6 protein-coding genes are annotated in these 23,099 nt (G+C 62.1%); 3 read left to right on the top strand and 3 right to left on the bottom strand.

The features are described 5' to 3' along the window. Positions 1 to 147 precede the first annotated feature (147 nt). Complete coding sequence (locus H7C86_RS24185) at positions 148 to 2,007, bottom strand: DUF4012 domain-containing protein (RefSeq protein WP_182262365.1); 1,860 nt, start codon at positions 2,005 to 2,007, stop codon at positions 148 to 150. A gap of 192 nt (positions 2,008 to 2,199) precedes the next feature. Between H7C86_RS24185 and H7C86_RS24180 the strand changes: the two genes are divergently transcribed. Then, a complete protein-coding gene (locus H7C86_RS24180; protein ID WP_182262364.1) occupies positions 2,200 to 18,354 on the top strand; it encodes a non-ribosomal peptide synthetase in 16,155 nt (5,384 codons plus the stop codon). Positions 18,355 to 18,743: 389 nt separating this feature from the next. Here H7C86_RS24180 and H7C86_RS24175 read toward each other — a convergent pair whose 3' ends face one another. Further along, positions 18,744 to 19,313 carry a DUF5655 domain-containing protein gene (locus tag H7C86_RS24175; RefSeq protein WP_021344503.1) on the bottom strand — a complete coding sequence of 190 codons (570 nt, stop codon included), beginning with the start codon at positions 19,311 to 19,313 and terminating at the stop codon, positions 18,744 to 18,746. A gap of 41 nt (positions 19,314 to 19,354) precedes the next feature. Then, a complete protein-coding gene (locus H7C86_RS24170; protein ID WP_021333672.1) occupies positions 19,355 to 20,008 on the bottom strand; it encodes a GNAT family N-acetyltransferase in 654 nt (217 codons plus the stop codon). A gap of 123 nt (positions 20,009 to 20,131) precedes the next feature. Between H7C86_RS24170 and H7C86_RS24165 the strand changes: the two genes are divergently transcribed. Next, positions 20,132 to 21,529, top strand: coding sequence for an MFS transporter (locus H7C86_RS24165; RefSeq protein WP_182262363.1), 1,398 nt, complete (start codon positions 20,132 to 20,134; stop codon positions 21,527 to 21,529). Then, on the top strand, positions 21,526 to 23,094 hold the full coding sequence (locus H7C86_RS24160; RefSeq protein WP_182262362.1) for an aminotransferase class V-fold PLP-dependent enzyme: 1,569 nt from the start codon (positions 21,526 to 21,528) through the stop codon (positions 23,092 to 23,094). The genes H7C86_RS24165 and H7C86_RS24160 overlap by 4 nt, the downstream gene beginning before the upstream one ends. The last annotated feature ends 5 nt before the right edge of the window (positions 23,095 to 23,099 follow it).

Raw genomic sequence — 23,099 nt, 5'->3', positions numbered from 1 at the left:
GACTCCGACGGATCGCAGCCGACGGCCGGTTCCAGGCGCGTCAGGAAGCATAGGCTAGCCTTCATCAAAGTTTCAAATCTGTTGAAAGTTCACTAGCCCGGCAAACGACGACATGCCAGGGGCCTCGTCGACGTTTGCCGGTCAGGCTCAGCAGCTAGGAACGTCGACGGTAATCTTCGGGTCGTCGACAAGCGGCTGGACCGGTACGCGAGCTTCGCCCTCGGCTGTGGGCTCGGTCAGATCGAACTTCAGCTCAACGGTCTTCCCTCGCGGAATGACGGCCCTTGTCATGAATGCCGGGTGACCCTGTTCGGTTCCGTTGACGGCAAACGAAATCTGCCCGCCCACGGAGACGGCGTCGAGTTTGGCGCCGGCTGTCGCCAGTAGGGTGACTGCAGCCACATTGGTGCCATTGGGCAGTCGTCCGGGGTTGTCGACGATCCCGCTGACATATTCGGTCAGTTCGGTGTCAGGTGCGTCGTTGGTCAGTCGAACAGTGACGGTTGTCTTTCGGGTGTCGCCCGTGCAGGGTTTGGCCGTGTAGTCGATTTCTCGTGTGAGGTAGTAATCGAGCTTGTTGCCGGCTTGGTTGTTGATCACCACACCGGCGTACGGAGCGGCATCATCGGGAACGGTGTGCCCGAGGACGGTGTCGGCGAGAACCGATTGTTCGTCGGGGTGAGAGCTCCACACGGCGATTCTGCCCTCGCTGACGCCCTTGCCCAGAGCTTCCAGCAGTGCGCTCGGCGACTTGATGTTCCCGGTCATCTTCGCCACGACACGGGCCGCGATTGTCTGCAGATACTGCTTTCGTGCCTTGTTGTCGGAGGGAAAGCGAGCGTACGCGGTCGACTCGGTCAACTCAACGACGTTGTCGGCCGTCACCGACTCTCCGTCCGGCATCTCTACTGGTCCCACCGCCTCGAGGAGGTAACTCAGTGCTATCGGATCGGTCGCTATTGCACCGTCGACCATCTCACCCCCGGACTCCTGTGACCACAGGGACTGCCAGATCTGCGCTGCGTAGGGAAAGTGTGAGCTGAGGTTGCTGTTGCGAAAATCGGTGGTCGGTCGACTGTTTCCGTACAGCTGATTGAAGTCAGGACCAAGGTCTATCGGTTGATTGTCCAGTGTTAGTTCGGAGTTGGGGGAGAGCGTGTCCACCCGAGCGGCGCCGTTGTCGACTCGGACGATGCCGTATCCACCCAATAGACCGCCGGTTCCTCGGGCTTCGGCATTGGTCTGGAAACCGATGAAGTAATTGCGCGGTCCGTCGGTGCCGAGCATCGCCGGTGCGATGCGCGCCGCGGTGGCGGTGTTCGTCAGGAGGGTAGCCAGTTCGCTTGTCTGCGACTGCAATTCTGCTCTGGCATCGTTAACTCGGCCCAGGTACTTTGATTCGCGAACTTCCTGTGCCTGCGACGACAGCAATTCCGCGGCGATAGCTGTTTCGTCCAATTTCGGTTCCGCTTCGCGTAACGGTGCGAGTGCCAAGCGTCCACCAGGCTGCACCAATTCCGTTGGTGCGAGTGAAGTTCCGACAGTGACAGCGGGACCGAGAACGTCACGGGTGAGTCCCTGAACGACCTCGGTCATCTGACGCGTCGTGTCGAAGGGCGACCCGATGACCGGAATTGCGGCGGCGATGTTCCAGGGGAGTGAATGGGTGTTGTCGTACGCTGCCGATGCGTTTCGATCGGCTTCCGCCGCGGCGGACTCTGCGACCCCGGTATCCCCGGCCAGAAGTGCACTCTTCGCCGATTGTGCATGGTCGCGAGCTGCTTCAAGGTTGTCTTTCGCCTCGTATGCCGTGTACCCGAGCCAGGCCACGAAACCGCCCACGACCAGTGCCGTTCCCGTGATTGCGAGTACAGTTCGACGGCCTCCCGGCAGGGTGACCGTCCTCTTCGGTTCGCGCTCCGGGCCCCTCGGTGGGATGGTGTTGGAGCCGCTCGGTTCAGCCCCGGAATCGTCGTCGGACTTTGGTCCCACCGTGTCGTTGTTCATCCGCTGAAGCTCCTGACGTTTGAGTGCGTGAAAGCTGCGTCGACATGTCTAGCAGTGTTGGCCCAGTGGTGAAAACTTAGACGAGACAGTAGGGTTCGGTTCGGCCGTTCGTGGTGTTCGCTCCCATGGATTCACGTGATCAGCCATCGAATGTTCGTGAAAAACAAGGCTGGTGAAATGTGAGGTGACGGGTTGAGTGCTTTTCCGTTGTCTCGGGCTCAGCTCGCGCTGTGGTTTGCGCAGCAACTGAGTCCGTCAACTCCGTTCGTGGTGGCTCAGTACGTGGAGCTACGAGGACCGGTTGACGTCGACGCTCTGATCGAGGCAACGAACACGGCATGTCATGAATTGGAGTCGCCGTTCGTTCGCCTCGTCGCCACTGATGCCGAGCCGGCGCAGATTGTCGATCACTCGATCGTCGACGATCTCGCATACCTCGACTTACGCAGCGACGACGACCCGGTTCAGCGCGCGAACGAGTGGATGACTGCGGAATACTCACGGCCACTTGACGTGATGTCTGACCGTCTGATCTCGGCGACTTTGCTTCATCTGGCAGATGATCACTATTTCTGGTACTCGCACGCCCATCATCTCGTGCTCGACGGACATGCGGCGATGACACTCACCGCGCGGGTGGCCGAGCGCTATTCGCATCTGGTTCATGGCAAGACGCTGACTCCATTCGGTGGTGTCGGGGTACGTGCACTGCATGACCGCGATGTCGACTACCGATCCTCGTCGCGGTATCGATCGGACAAGCAGTACTGGACGGAGATGTCCGAAGGCCTGCCCCGCCCGGTTCGCCTCGCCGACGGCGCCGGCCGGACGTCCATGCCGCAGCACATGATGGTGCGGACACTGAATCCAACTCTTGCAAAACAGCTTTCGGATATCGCGACCGAGTGGACTACGTCCGAGGTGGCGGTCCTCGTCGGTGCATTCGCGTCCTATCTCGGTCGCATGACTGATTCCGATGACGTAGTCCTCAGCTTGCCGGTGTCCGGCCGCACCACGGCGACGTCGAAACGTTCAGGTGGGATGCTGTCCAACATCGTGCCTGTTCGTGCGCAACTCGAACGGGATCTGTCGCCACAAGAACTGGTGCGTCAGATCTCGGTTCAGATGACCGGTGCACTACGCCACCAGCGATTCCGCTACGAGGACATGGGCTTCCAGGAGGGTCAGGGCGGATCCCGTGAGGCGGCGGGCCCGGCCGTGAACGTCATGATGTTTCACGAAGCGATTCGGCTCGGCGACGTCGTCGGCGAATTTCACGTCCTCACATCCGGACCCACCGAAGATCTGTTCTTCAGCATTTATCCGTCGATCGCGGGGGAGAACGTTCGCCTGTCCTTCGAAGCCAATCCACGCCTGTACAGCGAACGTGACCTGGCGATGCATCATCGTCAGTTCGTTCGGTTACTCGAGGGATTCCTCGCCTCGGCTACCCGTGCGCTCGGTGACCTCCGCATCCTCTCGACGGACGAAGCGAAGGATCTGGTCCCCGCGTTAGGTCCGCGGACGGACGGATTCGCGACGCTCGATTCGGTCGTCAGAGGCGGCGCAGGGCAGGGGAGCGCCGTCGCGATCCGCGAGCAAGGTGTGGACATCACTTACGACCAGCTCGGCGCTCGCGCGGATGCACTGTGCGCCTTGCTCGTGGAGAACGGCGTCGAACGAGGTGACGTCGTCGGGATCCTCACCGAGCGCTCGACCGATTCCGTAGTTGCATTTCATGCAGTAGCGCGGGCTGGTGCTGCCCTTCTTTTCGTGGATCCTCAAACACCCTCCGAGCGTGTCGCTTTCATTCTCGACGACGCCGACGTGTCCGTTGTGGTCGGTGGCGAACTCGTGAACGTGCCGGCTTGGGTCTGCGTCGTCGACCCCAGGGAAGACGAGACCGTCGATGGGCCGATCGATCGAGGCACGGGGATCGGTTCGTCTTCGGGCGACGTGTCCCTGGACGACACCGCCTATGTGGTCTACACGTCGGGGTCGACCGGACGACCGAAGGGCGTCGCGGTCACGCACCGAGGCATTGCGCCGTTGCTGCGTTCTCACGCCAGGCGACTGAACATCGATAGTTCCTCCCGCGTCGCGCTCCTGGCAGCTACCTCGTTCGACGTGGCGATCCTCGAGATTCTGCTTGCTCACGGCTGCGGCGCGACCGCCGTGATCGTTCCTCCCGGATTGATCGGCGGAGTGGACCTCGAAGACTATCTGCGGCTCGAGGGTGTCACGCACCTGATCTCGACACCATCGGTTCCGCTGACGATGGATCCTCGGAAACTGCCGGATCTTCGAGTGTTGAACGTCGGCGGCGAGCGACCGCCGGTGGCGCTCGTGGATGTGTGGTCGAGTCATGTCGACATCGTTAATTCGTACGGACCCAGTGAAGCGACCGTCGCGGCATTCATGAGCGAGCCACTCGAGCCTGGCGGTGATACTCCGATCGGGCGCCCGATCGACGGCGTTGCCGCTGTGGTGTTGGATTCGTGGTTGCGTCCGACTCCGGTCGGCGCCGTGGGTGAGCTGTACGTGATGGGACCAGGACTGGCGCGCGGGTACCTTTCCCCGACGCTGACCTCGGAGCGTTTCGTAGCGGCGCCCTTTGGTGCCACTGGTGCCGGCGAGCGCATGTACCGCACCGGCGACGTCGTGCGATGGAACGATGCCGGTCAGCTCGAGTTCTTGGGCCGCTCTGATCAACAAGTCAAGATCCGTGGAGTACGCGTCGAACTGGGCGAGATCGAGGCTGTGCTCCTGTCGACACCCGGTGTTGCGCAAGCAGCGGTGGTCGAGCGATCCGGGTCGCTTGCGGCGTACGTGACTGCGGCCGAAGGTGGGGACGGCACTGCTCATCTATTGAGTCAGAAGGCGGTCCACGAACATCTGGCTTCACTACTTCCACGTTCCATGCTTCCGGGTTCGGTGACGATTCTGGCAGCGTTGCCCGTCACGAGCCATGGAAAGACGGACCGTTCAGCGCTTCCTGAACCGACATGGTCCGCGGTCGCCGAGCAGCACTCGACCGTGCACCGTCCGATCGAGTACGACGAGGAATTAATTGCCTCGGTGATGGCCGAGGTCCTGGGCGTCGGAGTTCTCGGACCGCACTCCGACTTGTTCGCCTGGGGCGGTAGTTCCCTCGACGCCGTGTATGTTGCCGCGCGCGTGAGTTCTGCACTCGGTAGACGAGTTGGTGTCAGGGACGTGTTCGGCGCCCCGACTCCGGCGCGCCTTGCCCAGAAGATTCGTGAGGACCGGGCGGACTGGGTGGTGGAGCCCGAGCGGATTTCGGACGAGGTCACCGTCGAAATCGCTCCGGCGCAACAACGTCTATGGCTGCTCAACCGTCGCGATCCCCAGTCGTCGGCGTACAACATTGCGTTCGAGGTCGCGTTCAGTGGTGCACTGGATACAGAGGCGATGAGGGCGGCGGTAGCCGACCTGACCGATCGCCATCTCGTCTTGCGTACGGTGTTCTCGTTCGAACAGAATCACGACACGTGGCCGATCCAGGTTGCGACTGCGACTCCGGTGACTCTGATCGAGGTTCCGTCCGAGGATTACGAGGCTGCGTCAGCGGAATTGGTTGCGGCAGGTTTCGATCTGGAGACCGATGCGCCGCTTCGTTTGATCCTCACCTCCGGCAGCGATGCCGACCACCGCTTGACCGTAGTTGCGCATCACATAGCCTTGGACGGCCTTTCGTTCGCCACGATCGTTTCTGACCTGATCTCCGCGTACGACGCTCGCGCCGACGGACGGTCGCCGATCTGGCCTTCGCCCGCGCTCGACTACCGCGACTATTCCGCTTGGCACAGAACCATTCTCGGTGATCCTGCAGATCCACAGAGCTTGGCAGGTCGCCAGCTGGAATTCTGGTCCGACGCACTCGCCGGCGTTGATCCGACTCTTGCTCTTCCCGTGGACAGATCCCGCCGGCCGGACCAACCGTCGTCGGCTCGGGACGTGACTTTCGAATTGCCCTCGCCCGTCCACGCGGCGCTCAACGAGATCGCTCGAGCGCATCACTGCACAACCTTCATGGTGTTGCACGCCTGCCTTGCGATTGCGCTGAGCAAGATCACCGGTGCGTCCGATGTGGTCATCGGAACCCCGACGTCCGGCCGAACACACCCTTCGTTCGACGGCGCCGTCGGTATGTTCGTCGGGACCGTGGCGCTGCGAACGCTCCTTCGCGGCGGAGACACCTTCGGTGAGTTCTTGAGTCGGGTACGCGAGGCCGACGTGGCAGCTTTGTCCAATGCCGACGTCCCGTTCGACTGGGTGGTCGACCGCGCGGTCGGTGGTGCCGCAGGCGACAAGAATTCCTTCCTCAGAGTGGTTCTCGCTGTCGATCCGGTAGCACCGGATTCCGAGCTCGCGGTGGGAACTTTGACGGCCCACGGCACTCCGCTACCTCCCGCGCACCCTCGCTTCGACCTCGAAGTGACTGTGCGCGAAGATCGTACGATTGACGGCGACGCAAGCGGTATTCGCGGCACTTTCCGATATGCCGCCGATCTGTTCGATGCGGGCACCGTGCAGAGCTGGGTCGAGCGACTGCGTCGAGTATGTGACTCGATTACCGAGAACTCGTCAATCATGCTGCGCGACATCGATGTTCTCAGCGTTGCGGAGCGCGAAGAATTGCTGGCTTGGGTGCCGGGGCCTTCGATTGTCGCGCAGTCGCTGCCCGACCTCTTCGGGGCCGTCGCAGCCCGGCATCCGAATGCAATCGCGATGTCGAGTGGCGATACTCGCGTCACCTATGAAGAGGTGCGAGTTCGTTCGGAGTGCCTTGCCGCCGTATTGATCGATCGAGGAATTGGAGTCGGGGATCGCGTGGCGGTCGCCCTGCCTCGATCGGTCGACCTCGTCGTAGCCATCATCGCCGTCGTTCGCGCGGGCGCTGCGTACGTCCCGATCGACTTGCAGTATCCCGACGCTCGCATCCACTACGTACTTGCCGATGCAGGCCCGAAAGCGATTGTGTCGACGGACGAATCAGCTGGGCGGTTCGTTGGGTACGAGCAAGCTGTCATCCTCGTGAACGAGACGGCTGACGCGACGGGCGGTTGGCCTGTTCCGCAGTCGGAGGCCGCCGCCTACGTGATCTACACGTCCGGATCGACCGGAGCGCCCAAAGGTGTGGTGGTGACTCACGACAACGTGTTGGCTCTGCTGGCCTCGACTCGCGAGATCTTCGACTTCGGCGACGAAGACGTGTGGTCGATGTTTCATTCGCACGCATTCGACTTCTCGGTCTGGGAGATGTGGGGTGCGTTGACCACTGGCGGATCCCTGGTGATCGTGGACGGTGACGTCGCGCGCTCTCCCGAAAGATTCGCGGATCTGATTGTGCGCGAGAAAGTCACCGTTCTGAATCAGACCCCGGCCGCCTTCTATGCGTTGGCGGAAGTTACGCAGGAAATGCTGCTTCCGCTCCGGACGATTGTTTTCGGCGGCGATCGCCTCGACGTCGGGCGCGTGCAGGGTTGGTTCGATCGGCACCCGGACGTGCGGGGTGTCAATATGTTCGGAATCACCGAAACCACGGTCCATGTAACCAATTTCGATCTCATCTCCGGTGACGAGACTGTCTCGCCGATCGGGTCCCCACTACCAGGGTTTCGCAGCTACGTGCTCGACGCGTCGTTGAAGCCCGTCCCGCCGGGATCTGTCGGCGAACTTTACGTTGCCGGTCCGCAGGTGGCCGAAGGCTACTTGGGTCAACCAGGGATGACGTCTTCCCGATTTGTGCCTGAGCCCGGATTCGAAGGGTCGCGGATGTACCGCAGCGGCGATCTGGTCCGTTGGCGTGCCGGTCGACTCGAATATGTTCGCCGCGCCGACGGTCAGATGGCCCTGCGCGGTTACCGCGTCGAACCGGGCGAGGTCGAATCCGCGCTGTTGGCTCACACGTCGGTGGAGCAGGCCACGGTGGTGGTGAGAGAACTCGACAGTGGGCCGACTTTGGTCGGTTACATCACCCCTGAGAACGGACACGACCTCGACGGTGTGTTGCGGACTGCTCGTTCGTTGTTGCCCGCACATATGGTCCCGTCGGCTTTGATGCCGCTTGCGTCATTGCCGGTCACGATCAACGGCAAGATCGACCGAGCATCACTGCCGGACCCGACGTCGCAAGTGCAGCCGTCTCGGCAGTCGCGAGACTTCTTCGCTCAGACAGTTGCAGCCATTCTGAGCGATTTGATGGAAGTTCCGCATATAGATCCGGTCCGGAATCTCTTCGATCAAGGGGCCAATTCCTTGATCGCCACCCGTCTCTCGTCGCGCCTGAACTCCGCTTTGGGCTGCAACCTCGACGTCCGCGATGTGTTCGAGCACCCATTCGTCGATCAGCTCGCCGGCATCGCTGCCGCCCGAATCGGCACGGGGCAAGCGTCTCCGTTGTCTTTGGTACCTCGTCTGTCTTTGGTACCTCGCCCAGGCACTGCGGAGGTGCAGCTGTCGGCTTCCCAACACCGAATGTGGATTCTGAATCAGTTGGATACAGAATCCTCCGGCTACAACATTCCGATCGTGTTGCGCCTGACGGGTGAATTGGACGTAGCTGCAGCCGGACTGGCAATTCACGACCTGATCGACCGTCATCGCACTCTGCGGACCGTATATCCGGTTGTCGGCGAGCGTCCGGTTCAGACGGTGCTCGACGCCGAGGACGCGATGCCGCTGTTTCAGCTCGAGGCACTCGACGGCGACGACGGCGAGAATCGTGTTGCAGAACTGGTGGGTCCGGGCTTCGATGTCACCGTGGATCCGCCCGTACGTGCGGCACTTCTCCAGCTTTCGCCTGACGAGTACATCCTGGCTGTTGTTGTCCATCACATTGCCGCTGATGCTCGATCGCTCGAATTGTTGGTACGTGACTTCACGGCGGCGTACATCGCTCGCTCGGCGCAGCAAGCTCCGACGTGGTCGCCGCTCGCGCTCGAATACTCCGATTACAGCGCATGGCAACGGGAATCGGGGATTCCCGAGACGGTATCCAGCTACTGGAAGCAGGCTCTCGAAGGCCTTCCCGAGCAGGTGACGCTACCCCTGGACCGTCCGCGTTCGACGTCCGCCCGCGCGTCGAGCTGCCGGGTAGAGATCTGGGGTTCGGTACGGACGGGCCTTCAAGCACTCGCACGATCGAACAACGGAACCATGTTCATGGTTGTCCACGCTGCACTCGCGGCGCTGCTGGCGAGGTACAACGGCAGCAATGACGTAGCTGTCGGCACTGTTGTGTCCGGACGCGTCACACCTGAACTCGACGAGCTGGTCGGCATGTTTGCCGGCACGATTGTTCTTCGGACCGAAGTCGATCCGTCGAAGTCGTTCGGCCGGTTGGTCGAGCAGGTTCGTCAGCGAGACGTAGCGGCGTTCGCGCACGCAGAGATGCCCTTCGAATCGCTGGTTGATCTGATCGACCCACCGCGATCGCGTTCGCGACATCCGTTGTTCCAGGTGGCGCTCTCGTTCCAGACAACTCATTCCGCCGCGTGGTCCATACCGGGGTTGTCCGTCACTCAGATCTCGCCCGATGTCAGGCAAGCAAATTTCGATCTGCAGCTCAACGTCACGGACGAGGGGATCGGGGGCGGTCTCGGTCTCGAATTCGTGTACAACGCTGAAATATTCGATGATCTGACGGTATCGAGCTTTGCGGGTCGGTTCGAGCACCTCCTGAATCAAGTGTCTGTCGACCCCAATGTCGCGGTAGGGCGAATCGACCTGTTGACGAGTGCGGAGCGAGCTCTTCTCGTCCCCGCACACGGCGCGGTCGACCGGCCCGATGCATCTCGGTGTTCCGGTACGACGCTTGCCTCGATGCTGCGATACGGCGTCGAATTCGCTCCGGATGCCGTGGCGGTCGAAGCTGAGGGCAACACACTCACTTACCGAGACCTCGATGCGCAGTCGGACGTCGCAGCCGACGAGTTGCGTTCCGGGGGAGTCGGAGTGGACCACGTCGTTGCCTGGACTGCCGATCGGTCCATTGCGTCGATCGTACGATTGTGGGCGATCGCGAAGGTCGGTGCAGCTCCGGCATTGGTGGACCCGGAACAGCCGCAGGCGCGAGTACGCGATGTCCTCGAAGCACTGGGCGACGGCGCGGTCTGCGGCCTCGACGCCGGTGGTGGCCAGGACGCAGACTGGGTGCGACAGCATTCCGAGAACCTCGCGGCCTACGTAGTTTTCACGTCAGGAACGACTGGAACTCCGAAGGCCGTGGTGGTGACCAACGGCGGGCTCGGCGTGATCGCCGAAGACCTGCCCCGTCGATTCTCGGCTGGTCCAGGTTCGCGCGTATTCCATCGCGGAGCGCCAGGGTTCGACATGACGTTGCTCGAGGTGCTCATCGCGAGTGCGTCCGGGGCGACGCTCGTTCTGGCGAAGGACGACCAACTGTTCGGCTCGGGACTTGCATCAGCACTGAGGCGCGAGCGAATTACTCATCTGTGCGCCACACCTACTGTCGTCGCCTCGATCGGCGATCCGTCGCTGCCGGACCTTGCAACGGTGATGTTCGGGGGCGAGCGACTCGGCGGTGCGTTGGCGAAGCGCTGGCAAGCCGGACGCAGAGTGATCAACGGATACGGACCTGCCGAGTCCGCGATGTATTCGCTTGCTACCGAACCACTGTCGATCGACCATCTGTCAGCTGACACTCACGACGGATCCGTCGGGTATCCACTGGCCGGGGTCGACGCCGTCGTGCTCGATGATCGACTCGAACCCGTGCCGCCGGGAGTCGCCGGTGAACTGTATCTCTCCGGTCGAATGCTCGCGCGCGGTTACGCCGGCCAACCGGCCCGAACCGCGGAACGATTCGTGGCAACCAGTTCAGGAGCCCGGATGTACCGGACCGGCGATCTGGTGATGTGGAAGCCGGAAAGCCCCAAATCTGAAGGCAATACGTATCGCCTGCATTATCTCGGGCGAACCGACGTGCAGGTGAAGGTCAACGGTGTCCGGATCGAACCGGGTGAGATCGAGGCAGTCATTCAGTCTGTCGCGAACGTCGATTTCTGCGTCGCCGGGGTTCGGTCGGCCCAGGGGGGAAGTCCTCTGTTGGTCGCCTACGTGCGAAGCTCGGATGCCGAAAGAGTTGACACGGGTCAACTTCGCGCCGCTGTCGCAGAAGTCCTTCCGACGTACATGGTTCCGCATGTCATCGTCGAAATCGAGGGCGAGCTTCCGATGCGGAACGGCAAGGTCGACTTCGCCCGTCTCCCGGCGCCGACACTGGATGCTTCCCGTGCACAGGGGCCGGCCACCGCCACAGAACGCCTTGTTGCCGAAGCTTTTGCTTCGGTGCTCGGCGGGAATGAGGACGACCGCGACGCAGACTTCTTCTCGCTCGGCGGCAACTCGCTGTCGGCCGCGGAGGTTACCTCGCTCTTGAGTAGTTCCCTTGGGCTGGTTGTTCCGCTCCGGACCGTGTTCGAGCATCCAACAGTTGCGGCGTTGGCGGCCCGGATCGATTCGCTCGAGCAGAGTGGCCCGGCGACCGATGTTGTCAGACTGGAACCGCGCCGCGACCCCACGCCCGCACCTCTGTCACGGAACCAGCGTGCGATGTGGGTACTGAACCAGCGGAACACGTCGAGCGGTGCGTACAACCTGCCGATCTGCATCGAGATCGACGGTGAACTCGACGTGCCCGCGCTGCGTCACGCAGCGACGGATCTTGTGGGCCGTCATGACGTCCTCAGAACCCGGTATCCGGGCACTCCACCGGTTCAGGTCGTGGATCCTCCGACCCCCCTGACAATGGAAACGCGACTGGTCGCCGACATCGAGGTCGAGGTGCTGCTGCGAGAGTTCGGCTCGCGCGGTTTCGATGTAGCGGAAGACCTGCCGGTGCGCTGGATGCTGCTCCAGGTGTCACCGGTCAGGCACGTTCTGGCAGTGAGCTTTCATCACATCGCAGTCGACGGGGTGTCGATGCGAACGGTGGTCGGCGACCTGCTGACCGCTTACGGCAAGCGACGAGCTGGACTGGATCCGCAATGGTCTCCGCTGCCGATCCAGTACGGGGATTTTGCCGCGTGGGAGGCAGCACGTGACGTTTCCCCTGTCGTCGAGGAGTTCTGGCGCCGAACGCTCGACGGCGTGACATCTGTGTCGCCGCTGACGGTGGATCATTCTGATGGCGGGCCGGATTCCGTAGCGCAGCGAGTGAACTTCGTGATTCCAGCCGTCATCACCTCGGCACTGCAGGCGCGAGCCGATCGATCGAAGGTCTCGCTGTTTGCGGTGGTTCATGCGGCGTTGTCCGTGGTGCTTGCCAAGCTGAGTGGAAATCCCGATGTCGTGATCGCGACAGCTGTCGACGGACGGCGTACGCCTGAGCTCGACGGCGTGGTCGGCATGTTCGTGGATACGGTGCCTCTTCGCCTTCGGATCGACGGGGACGTGCCGATCGACCTTCTGTTGGGTGCAGCTTTCGATGCTGATGTGGCAGCATTCGAAAACAGCTCTGTTCTTGCCGAATTGGTTGGTGAGCTGCTCGGCGGACGAACCCCCCAGATTGCGCTGGGTCTGCAGAACTTCGCGATCCCTGCCGTGGAGGTGGCTGGTCTCACTATCGAGGCTCGCGAAATCGAGACCGCGACTACGAAGTTCCCCATGCACGTCTCGCTCGCACCCGCTGTCGACGGATCGTTGACCGGAGCGCTCATCTATGCTGCGAGCGCGTTCGATCCTTCGAGCGCCGACGCGGTTGCTCGACAACTGTCGAGAGTGCTCACCTCGATGGCCGAGGATGTGCCAGTACTCGTTTCGGATCTCGCGGTGGGCGCGGCGCCCAGTTGGGCTGCTGTCGAGGTCGATTCGTCCCGGACGCTGACCCAGATCTTCGCTGCCACAGCGGCGCAATTCCCTGACAACATTGCTCTCGACGACGGACAGCGCACGGTGACGTATGCCGAACTCGACTCTGCCTCGGATGCCCAAGCCTGGGAACTGGTGGCTCGGGGCGCAGGACCGGGTGCCGTGTACGAGATTCCGGCGGTACGGACTATCGCGTACCTGGTCCGAATGTTGGCGATTTCGAAAACGGGCGCGGCATTCGTGCCGATCGACCCCGACCTGCCGCCGGCACGGCTGAAGCAACTGCGCACAGTGCTCTCCGACCGCAGCCCCGTTCCCGGTCGGCAGTATCCGGATTCAGTAGCGTACGTCGTTCACACGTCCGGGTCGACTGGTGAACCGAAAGGCGTTGCAGTCACCCACCGAGGACTGGGCCTTCTTACCGACGACGCAATCCGGAAGTACGGCGTGACTTCGGACTCGGTTGTGCTGCACGGTTACAAACCGACGTTCGATGCGGCGATTCTCGAGATGATGTTGGCGATCGGCGCCGGGGCTACCTTGGCGGTCGCTCCTCGGGAGGCTTTCGGCGGAAGGGCACTCGAAGAATTTGTCGCAGAACGCGGCGTCACTCACATGTTGTCCACTCCGGCCGTACTCGACACCATGGCTCCGGAGCGGTTCGACTCGTTGGAGGTGGTTGCGGTCGGTGGCGATGTGCTCTCACCTTCCACCGCGCGTGCGTGGAGTCGACGCGCGCGAATGCTCAATGCGTACGGACCGACGGAATGCACGGTGGTCACGACCGTCGCCGAGGTGGATCATCGGGTCACCATCGGAGTTCCGCTCGCCGGAATCGGTGCAGAGGTACTGGATACGCGACTGCGTCCGGTGCCGTGGGCCGGGATCGGTGAGTTGTACGTCAGCGGGCCCGGGCTTGCGATGGGCTATGCCGGAGATCCCGCCGGCACCGCCAGCTCGTTCGTCGCAGCACCAGGTGGACGCCGCCGTTATCGGACCGGTGATCTGGTTCACCGCCGCACCGATGACACGCTCGGATTCGTCGGACGCTCCGACCGTCAGATGAGCGTGCGAGGAATCCGCGTCGAGCCTGCCGAAATCGAATCAGCTCTGCGGCGGTGCACGGGCGTCGAGGCTGCGGCGGTTGTCCTCGTCGACGAGATCGCCGTTGCGTGCGCGGTTGGCGATGGTGTGGAGGCGGATCAGCTGACAATCGAGTTGGCCGCGATGTTGCCTGCGTATCTGATGCCCGGCCGCGTGATCGTATTGGAGTCGATCCCGCTCACGACGAATGGAAAACTGGACGCAGATGCGTTGCGGCGCCATGTGTTCGAGAGCCAGGCGCCCGATGCAGCAGTGACGGTTTCGGAGGAACTCGTCACCGCTGTCATGTCGGAACACGTGTCCGGAAGTTTCGGCGCTCTGCACGACCTGTTCGAATCAGGTGGTGATTCGTTGGCCGCGGCAGCGGTGGCAGGTCGACTCGCCTCGATCTTCGCGCGGGACGTGCCTGTTCGCGCCGTCTTCGACAATCCTTCGCCGCGAGCGATGTCTCAGTGGCTGTCGGCGAGCGCGTCCGATGGCAAGCGCCGCGAACTGACTCGACGTGATTCCGGTATGCCGGCGCCGCTGGCGCCCTCGCAACAACGACTTTGGCTGATCAATCAGCTTCAGCCGGAATCGACTGCGTACAACCTGACGTTTGCAGCGGTCCTGGCAGACGACATCGATCGTTCGGTTTTGAGCAGCGCCCTCGGTGACGTCGTCGATCACCATGCCGTGTTGCGAACTGTGTTTGTTCCGGGTGAGTTCGGTCCACAACAGGTTGAAATAGACTCTGTTGCATTTGATCTCACTGCGGTGTGGGTCGACGATATCCGTGCGAGCGCTTCGGCCTTCGCGACTGTGCCGTTCGATCTCGAACGAGATGTTCCGTTCCGTGTGCGTGTGTTCAGCGAAAAAGCTGGAGCCGATTCTGCAGGATTGACTGTCCTGGTACTCGTGGTTCACCACATCGCAATCGACGGTGCGTCGATGGGCCCGATCCTTGCCGATTTCGCGGCAGCGTTCGAGGCGAGGGCGCTCGGAAGGGAATGGGATTGCTCCGCTGAGGGGATCAGCTACGGCGACTACAGTCTCTGGGCGAGAGAGAGCTTGGGCGATCCGGAGGATCTTCTCAGCGTGGCGCATCGGCAACTCGACTACTGGTCGAACGCACTTGGTGGCGTCGAGGATGTGTTGGCTCTACCCGTCGACAACCCCCGGAGTCCGGTGTCTTCACGATCCGACGAGATGGTGACGGAAGTCCTCGATGGTGCCACCTATGACGCGTTGTCGGCGTTGGCTCGTTCGCATGGCGTCACGGTATTCATGGTTGTCCACAGCGTGATTGCCGTGCTGCTCGCTCGCGAGTGCGTCACGGACGACGTCGTGGTGGGAGCAGCTGTGAGTCTGCGGAACGATCCGGCGCTGCTGAGCGTGGCCGGCATGATGGTGGGTACTGTCGCATTGCGCACGAGGATCAACTCCTCCGACCGCTTCGCTGCTGTCCTGGACGAGGTTCGCCGTGTCGATCTGGAAGCTATGGCGAACGCGGACGTCTCGTTCGACGATGTAGTTGCGAAGGTCGATCCGCCGCGCAGGATGAACGAGCATCCCCTGTTCACGGTCATGCTGGCATATCGGCGAGCGCTCGACGTGCCGCAGATCGACGGCATCACCGTCTTCGACATCGACAAGGCAGGGTCGTCGACCGGTTACGACTTGACGTGGGACCTGGTCGACACCGGTGACAGTCTGACGATTCGATTGCTTTATGCCACAGACAGATTCCGCGCGTCGACGGCGGAACTGTTCATGCAGCGGGTGACACGTATCGCCGAAGCAGTGACAGGTGAACCCGAGATCGTGGTCGGGGAGATCGAATTGCTGTCCGGTCTCGAACGCTCGGCGCTGACGGCTGCGAATCCTCGACACGTCGAACCGCTGACGATTGCGGACATTTTCGAACGCACGCTGCGGCAGGCACCCGACGGCATCGCGCTGGAAGAGAACGGCAGGCGCTGGTCTTATCGCGACCTGCACGAGGAGTCGTCGCACTGGACTCGCGAGTTGGTGGTCCGAGGAATCGGACCCGATGACGTGGTGGCCGTTGCGCTCGGTCGCGGGCATCTGTGGATCGTTGCGCTGTGGGCGGTAGCGCGGGCAGGCGCAGCGTGGCTGTCGCTCGATCCGGCTCTGCCGACAGCGCGCCGGCAGACGATGGTCGAGGAGTGTGGTTCGGTTGTCGGTTTGACAGCGCGAGGTGCATCCGAGAGTTTGCCTGACTCCGTCGAGTGGGTGGCGATGGATGAATCCTGCACTGCTGGTGGGGCTGTCGAGGTATCGGCAACGCCGGCTCATCCCGACAACCTCGCCTACGTCATCTACACGTCGGGTTCCACGGGAAGACCCAAGGGTGTCGAGGTTTCACACCGCGGAATCATGAACGTCTACACCGCGCACGTCGAGATCGCCGAGCTCGATCGTGGCCCCCGAGTCCTGCAATTGGCGTCGTCGACCTTCGACGCGTCGGTGATCGAGATTCTTCTGGCGGCGGCAGGGTGTGGAACGTTGATTCTGGCTCCTGACTTCGTCTACGGGGGAGAGGAACTCACGAATCTGCTGGTCGCTGCCGACGTCACACATCTGATCGTGACGCCAACGGTCCTGGCCACAGTCGATCCGGATGCAGTGCAACCGTTGATCGTCGAATCGATGGGGGAGCCGCTCTCTGCCCGCCTTGCGTCGGCGTGGTCACCCCGACATCGCATCGTCAACGGATACGGACCGACCGAATCAACGATCGCGGCATCGATTTCCGCGCGGATCACTGACGGGGACGTCACCGTCGGCACCCCGGTACCTGGCACGACGGCGTTTGTTCTCGATCAGAGGCTCCGACCGGTTCCGGATGGCGTTGCGGGAGAACTATTCCTCGCCGGCGAGAATGTGGCACGGGGGTACGTCGCCTCTCCGGGTCTGACTTCCGAGCGTTTTGTCGCCAATCCTTATGCGGTGGGGACTCGGATGTATCGCACGGGTGACCTCGTGCGTCGTAGGCGTCACGACCGAGCGCTCGAGTACCTGGGGCGCAACGACGCACAGGTGAAGGTGCGGGGTGTCCGCGTGGAACCGGCGGAGGTCGACGTGGCTCTGTCAAGCCATGGAGCAGTGATCTTCTCGGTTACCGTCGTCTCTGACGACGGGCACGGATCCGCTGAACTCCGGTCGTACGTAACGCTGGCGGAAAACGGTTCGGTGACGGAATCGGAGCTTCGCGGGTTTGTCTCCGGCCTGCTGCCGAAGCACCTGCTGCCTTCTTCGGTGACGGTGATGGGAGTGGTCCCGTTGCTCGCTTCGGGGAAGATAGACGTAGCGGCACTTCCTGCTCCTTCGCCGCAGGTAGGGTCGAGTGTGGATCGACCCGTCTCGGATACCGAACGTCAAGTGGCACAGGCATTCGAGGGCGTGACCGGCGCGAAATCGGTGGGCCGCTACGACGACTTCTTCGAGCTCGGCGGGACATCCATGGGTGCAGTTCGAGTGGCTTCGCGCTTGCGTGAGACCCTGAACAGGGATTTCCCGGTTCAATGGATTTTCACCGATCGAACTGTGGCGGAGCTTGCCTCTCGGATGGATCTCGTTCAGGCCGACGTCGTGGAGGGTGATTCGTTCCATTCGGATCCGCTGGACACGATCGTCATGTTGGGCGGCAATCCTGATGACGTAAGGCCGCCGTTGTTCTGTGTGCATCCGGTCAGCGGAATTGCCTGGTGCTACGTCGGACTCGTCGGTCAGCTCGAAGGTCGACGGGTATACGGCATCCAGGCAACGGGTGCCGGTGAGCTACCCGGCACGGTGGCGGAGTTGGCGTCGGGGTATGTCGATGCCGTACGGAATGTGCAGCCGTCGGGTGAATACCATCTACTGGGTTGGTCGGCCGGTGGAACGATCGCGCTCGAGATGGCGAGCCAACTCGAAGAGACGGGCGATCTGGTCGGTTCGGTTGTCATGCTCGACGCGCTGTTGCCGGAGATGATGCCATCGGTACAAGCGGCTCCGAAACCTTCCGAACTGTTTGCGCAGATCGGACTAGCTGAGGTTGAAACTGAAACTGCAGCAATGACTTTCGTAGACGTTGCGGCAGAGATCCGAAGGCAGACCGGTTTGGATTTCCTTTCCGATACGGTTCTCGAATCCGTAGTGGGGCGGGTGGAAAAACTGTCGCGAATCGTTCGGGACCACACGCCGCGGCGCTATTTCGGGTCAGTGGAATTGTTTGTGGCGCAGCGTGATCTGCCTGAACATCGTCACCTGGTCGAAGAATGGTCCGAACTGGTGGGGCCGCTACGGGCATACCTGGTCGACTGCTCTCACTCGGAAATGTCGAGCACGGAGGCTTTGGCGAGTGTTGCGAAAGCCCTCGTCGACGGTGTCGAAAGCGTCTAATTCTCATCGAAGCAACTCAATCATATTGGGGTGCAGCAGATCTGCTAGGCCGGGACTTTGGTCCGGAATTGTCACCCCCGTGGTCCCCTTGCTTCAGTTCTGCAAGCAAAGTCTGTAGTCTTTCCCTTGTGGCAGTAAGCCATTCAGAAACTATCTCCGGAGGATCGTATGTTGGGTTCCCTTTTTTCCATCAGCTCTGAAATCGGTGTCCCGTCCGTTGATGCGCTCTTCGAGGCTGCTCGGACCATCATCGGCGCGATCTTCGGCCTGAGCTGACACGTCGCAGCGACCTTCCCCCGCGGTGAAGAAAGTCCCTGTTCTCCGATAAGGAGAACAGGGACTTTCGTGCAGCGTGCCGGTGAGTGGTTGCGTGGCGGCGAGTTAGTGTCCTACCGGCCGTTCTGTTGATACGCGATGGCTATCAGCGATCCGACTTCGTCGTTCACGTCCTCGGTGCTGGTGAGCCCGATCTTGTGAGTCGACTGCCCGGGAGCTTTGGCCGGCACCAGAAGTTCGGAACCGGGGGCCTCGACAAAACGTAGTCCGAGGTCGACTCGGGCTTTGGTGGCCGCTGCGATGGCAGCAAATTGGCGAGCGCGAACAAAGGGCGTGTATGTTCCGCGGCCTTCGACTCGAACATCGGTTCCGAGCTCTTCGATCAGACGTCGGGCTGCATCGAAGATGGGTCGCAGTGCTGCCTTCGGGCCGCTGTACTGCTGGTCGATGTATTGCTCGACGGTCGGCTCCACCCATCCGGACTGTTTGGCAGTCTCGAATGCAATTGCCCACTGCGAGTTCTGCGGTACACCGTGCTCTGCTTTCAGCCACTTGCGGACTTCGTTCTGATCGAGCGGGTCGACCCCCGACGTCCGTACAGCCTCAACCCATTCTTCGAGAGTGCGTCCGGTACGGTCGCGCATGGACGAGGTGACTGCGGCCATCATGTCGGAGGGTTCCATGCGTCTGTTCTACCGGCTGTCACGGTGCACGGGTAGCTCGCTCAGTCGATACCCAGCATCGCCCTGAGCGCGTCTGCGCCGGTCACTTCGACGGGGTACGGCGGTGCGACAAAATCTTCGCGCCTGAGGGTGAAGAGTCGACGCACGGTCATTCGGCCGTCGGCAGCCAACTCCTCTACTGTGCCGTCGGCGCGGTAGCCGACTTTGGTCGACACCGTGATCGAGGCGGGGTTGTCCGTGAACGCCGACGACACGACGCTTCGTGCGCCCAAAGAGTCGAATGCGAATGCGCAGATTGCCTGTCGGGCAAGAGTGCCGATGCCCCGGCCTTGGAACCCGCGCCCGATCCAGGAGCCGGTTTCACCGGTACGACTTTTGGGAAAATCCGTCGCGGCGAACGCCTGGCAGCCGACAATTTCTCCGTCGACGACAATGGCTGTTTCGAATTTCCAGTCGGCCGTGGTCATCGCTCCGCGGACCGACCAGTGGTATTGGATGAATCTTCGCGACACTTCGTCGGGAGTGCCCACCGTCCAGGGGACGAGAAACGGCATCTGTTCGGCAGGGTGAATGCCGGCTCGGACCAGCGCAGCGAGTTCGGGGAAATGGTCGTCGCGCACAGGGACCAAGGTGACGGGCCCACACGTGATCGTGACTCCGTACGGAGGCCAGATCTCTGTCAGTGGACCAACCATCGTCTTCAGGCTTTCGTTCGTGTACGAATCGGTTCACAGTCTGGCATGCCCGGCCCGTCCGAGTGAGCGACTTCTGGTCATCGAGATTCTTTTGCCCTCGCGGTACGGAGTCGTGACATTAGTGTGTGGACGGTGACTACAGACAAACCGGTACGTCTTCGTGAAGGTAGATCGCCTGACAGGCTTTCGCGCGGCGTGGTGGCCGGATACGCAGCGGGAAGTGTCGGCACGGGTGGATTCGGTGTGCTTCCAGGTCTGGTACTGGCGTACTACCTGACCGATACGCTCGGCGTGGCCGCGGCGCTCGCGTCGCTTGTGGTCATTGTCCCGAAAATCGCCGACGTTCTGATCGATCCGCTGATCGGGTCGATCAGCGATCGAAGCTCTCATCGAACTGGTACGCGAGTGCCACTCATGCTCGCAGGCGCTTTGGGACTGCCGTTGCTCTTCATTCTCACGTTCTCAGCCCCCGTGTCTGCGGGCCCCGGAGTCGGGGCGTTGTGGGTGCTCGTCTTCTTCCTGCTCGCGGCGAGTGCGTACAGCCTCTTTCAGGTTCCATATATCGCGTTGCCGACCGAGTTGACCGGCGATTACCACGAACGCACTCGTTTGGTATCGGTTCGAATTGCGGTGTTGGCCCTGACAATTCTGGTCATCGGCGCTGGTGGACCGGAACTTCGCGACGCTGCCGGGGGCGGAGCACGCGGTTATCTGGTCATGGCCATCGGGGTGTCGGCGCTGATGTGTGGGGCAATGATCTGGGCAGTTCGCGGAGCGGCGCGCCACACGGTGACTCACGCGGACGCGCCGGTCGGCTCGTTGCTCTCGCAGTACCGGGACGGGTTCGACGCGATACGACGTACCCGCGCGTTCCGATTGCTGGTCATCGTCTTCGTGCTCCAAGCACTTGCCACCGCTGTGATGTTGGCGGGTGCGCAATATCTGGCGACCTATGTGATGGGCAGCGAAGGCGCGCTCACCGGTCTGTTCGTTGCACTCGTCGGACCAGCTCTCGTCGTCATGCCGCTGTGGTACCGGTTCTCGCATCGGTACGGAAAGCTTCGCGGCTACGTCGTGTCCTCGGTTCTGTTTGTCGTCGCGACGGCGTTGTTGACCCTTGCGGCTGTCAACGCCGGTTCGTGGATCTACGGTGCCGTCGCCCTTGCCGGCGTCGGATATGCCGGCATGCAGGTGTTCCCGTTGGCGATGCTTCCTGACGTCATCGAGGACGACGCGCGAATCGGTGGACGCCAACGTGGTGGTTCGCTCAGTGGTATCTGGACAGCCTCGGAAACCGCAGGCCTTGCTCTGGGGCCCGCGGTGTTCTTGGGTGTACTCGCGGTGACCGGCTTCGTTTCGAAAACTGCGGGCGAGACTGTCGTGCAACCGGAATCAGCGCTGACCGGGATAGCCCTTGGCTTCTCGGTCGTCCCGGCGATCCTGGTTGCGATCAGCCTGGTCGTATTGCGGAATTACCGCACCGAACAAGAATCCACTCACGAGAACGTATGTGAACGATGAGTTCCACTCAGGCCGAGGAACTTCAGGGCAAGATCGTCGAGAGCACGAACCTCGAGAAGAGGGCGGCCGACATCTTGACTCGGCTGCGTTCGCTTCGTGAGCAGGACGCCCCGACGCACGGAGGCCGGGTTCTGTCGTACGTGTACGACAGCGGTCTCGCAGCCCTCGACGAGTTGGCAGCGGACGCAGCTCGATTGGTTCAGCCGGTCAACGGTCTCGACCCGACGGTGTTCCCGTCCACGGCGGTGATGGAGCGTGAGTTGGTTGCGTTCGCTCGCGAGTTCCTCCATGGAGCTTCAGACCCAGCCGCAGATACCGATACAGACACAGACGCCGGAGGCGTAGTCGTCGGAAATGTCACCAGCGGCGGAACGGAGAGTTGTGTGTTGGCCGTCAAGGCAGCTCGCGACTTCCGCAGGCTCCCGCCGGGTGAGGGTTCGCTGGTTCTTCCGACCACCGCGCACGCCGCTTTCCACAAGGCAGCGCACCTACTCGGACTGGAACTCATCCTGGTACCCGTAGATCCCACGTCGGGGCGCGTGGGCGCACACGATATTGCGACGGCAGTTCGGAAGGACACGGTTCTGATCGTCGTCTCGGCGCCCAATTACCCGTTCGCGGCGCTCGACCCGATCGCCGACGTCGCGGAAGTTGCTCGTGCACATTCGATTCCATTACATGTCGACGCCTGCATCGGTGGGCTTGCGTTGCCGTGGTGGGGTGATCTGCCGCCCTGGGATTTCCAGGTGCCCGGTGTCACCAGCATGTCGGTCGACTTCCACAAGTACGGATACTCACCCAAGGGCGTCTCGGTCTTGCTGCACCGCGGGCGTGACCTGCATCGCAAGCAGTATTTCGGGCTCACGGACTGGCCGGGGTATCCGGTGGTCAATCCCACGCTTCTCGGTTCCAAATCCGTTGCTGCTCTGGCCGGAGCGTGGGCGATTTCGCAAGTTCTCGGGCAATCGGGGTACGCCGAACTGGTGTCCCGGGCGCAGCGGGCCACCCGTGCGCTGATCGAGACGGTCCAGAGCATCGACGGGCTTCGCGTCGTGGGCTCGCCGGTGGGGCCGCTGTTCGCGGTCGCCACCGATGGTTCGGTGCCCCTCGAACGTCGAGTCGATCCGCATCGCTGGGTAAGCGCTGTCGGTGCCCGCGGCTTCGTCCTTCAAGGGCAGCCGGCGTCGACGCAACCTGACGGAACTGTATTGCCTCGAACAACCCACCTCACCGTCACCCCGGTGACGGAGTCTGTGCTCGGCGAGTTGACCAATGCGCTCGTCCTCGGTGCCGACGACGTTCGCGGCTTGGCGGCAGCCGAGGCGCCGCCGGCCCTGGCAGAATTGGCCGGAGCATTCGAACGTGGCGATGTCACCGTCGCCGATGTTCTTGCGTTGCCAAGTGACGCTGTCGCGGCAGCTTTGAGGTCGGCGGGGCTGGATCCTCGGGGTTCTGCTGATTCTCCCTTGGACATGGCGGCCGTCCTCGCGGCAGTGGAATCGCTGCCACGTGAGGTCACGAAGAGACTGCTGGTGGAATTCCTCGCCGGACTGGTGGAGCCCTGAACGCA

The sequence above is a fragment of the Rhodococcus sp. UFZ-B548 genome (assembly GCF_903819475.1).
GTDB lineage: Bacteria > Actinomycetota > Actinomycetes > Mycobacteriales > Mycobacteriaceae > Rhodococcus_F > Rhodococcus_F erythropolis.
This window is presented reverse-complemented; position numbering and strand designations above follow the sequence as displayed.

Bases quoted from the DNA above. Each gene is read 5' to 3' on its own strand.
- H7C86_RS24160 (WP_182262362.1), top strand. From the start codon at position 21,526: ATGAGTTCCACTCAGGCCGAGGAACTTCAGGGCAAGATCGTCGAGAGC.
- H7C86_RS24170 (WP_021333672.1), bottom strand. From the start codon at position 20,008: ATGGTTGGTCCACTGACAGAGATCTGGCCTCCGTACGGAGTCACGATC.
- H7C86_RS24185 (WP_182262365.1), bottom strand. From the start codon at position 2,007: ATGAACAACGACACGGTGGGACCAAAGTCCGACGACGATTCCGGGGCT.
- H7C86_RS24175 (WP_021344503.1), bottom strand. From the start codon at position 19,313: ATGGAACCCTCCGACATGATGGCCGCAGTCACCTCGTCCATGCGCGAC.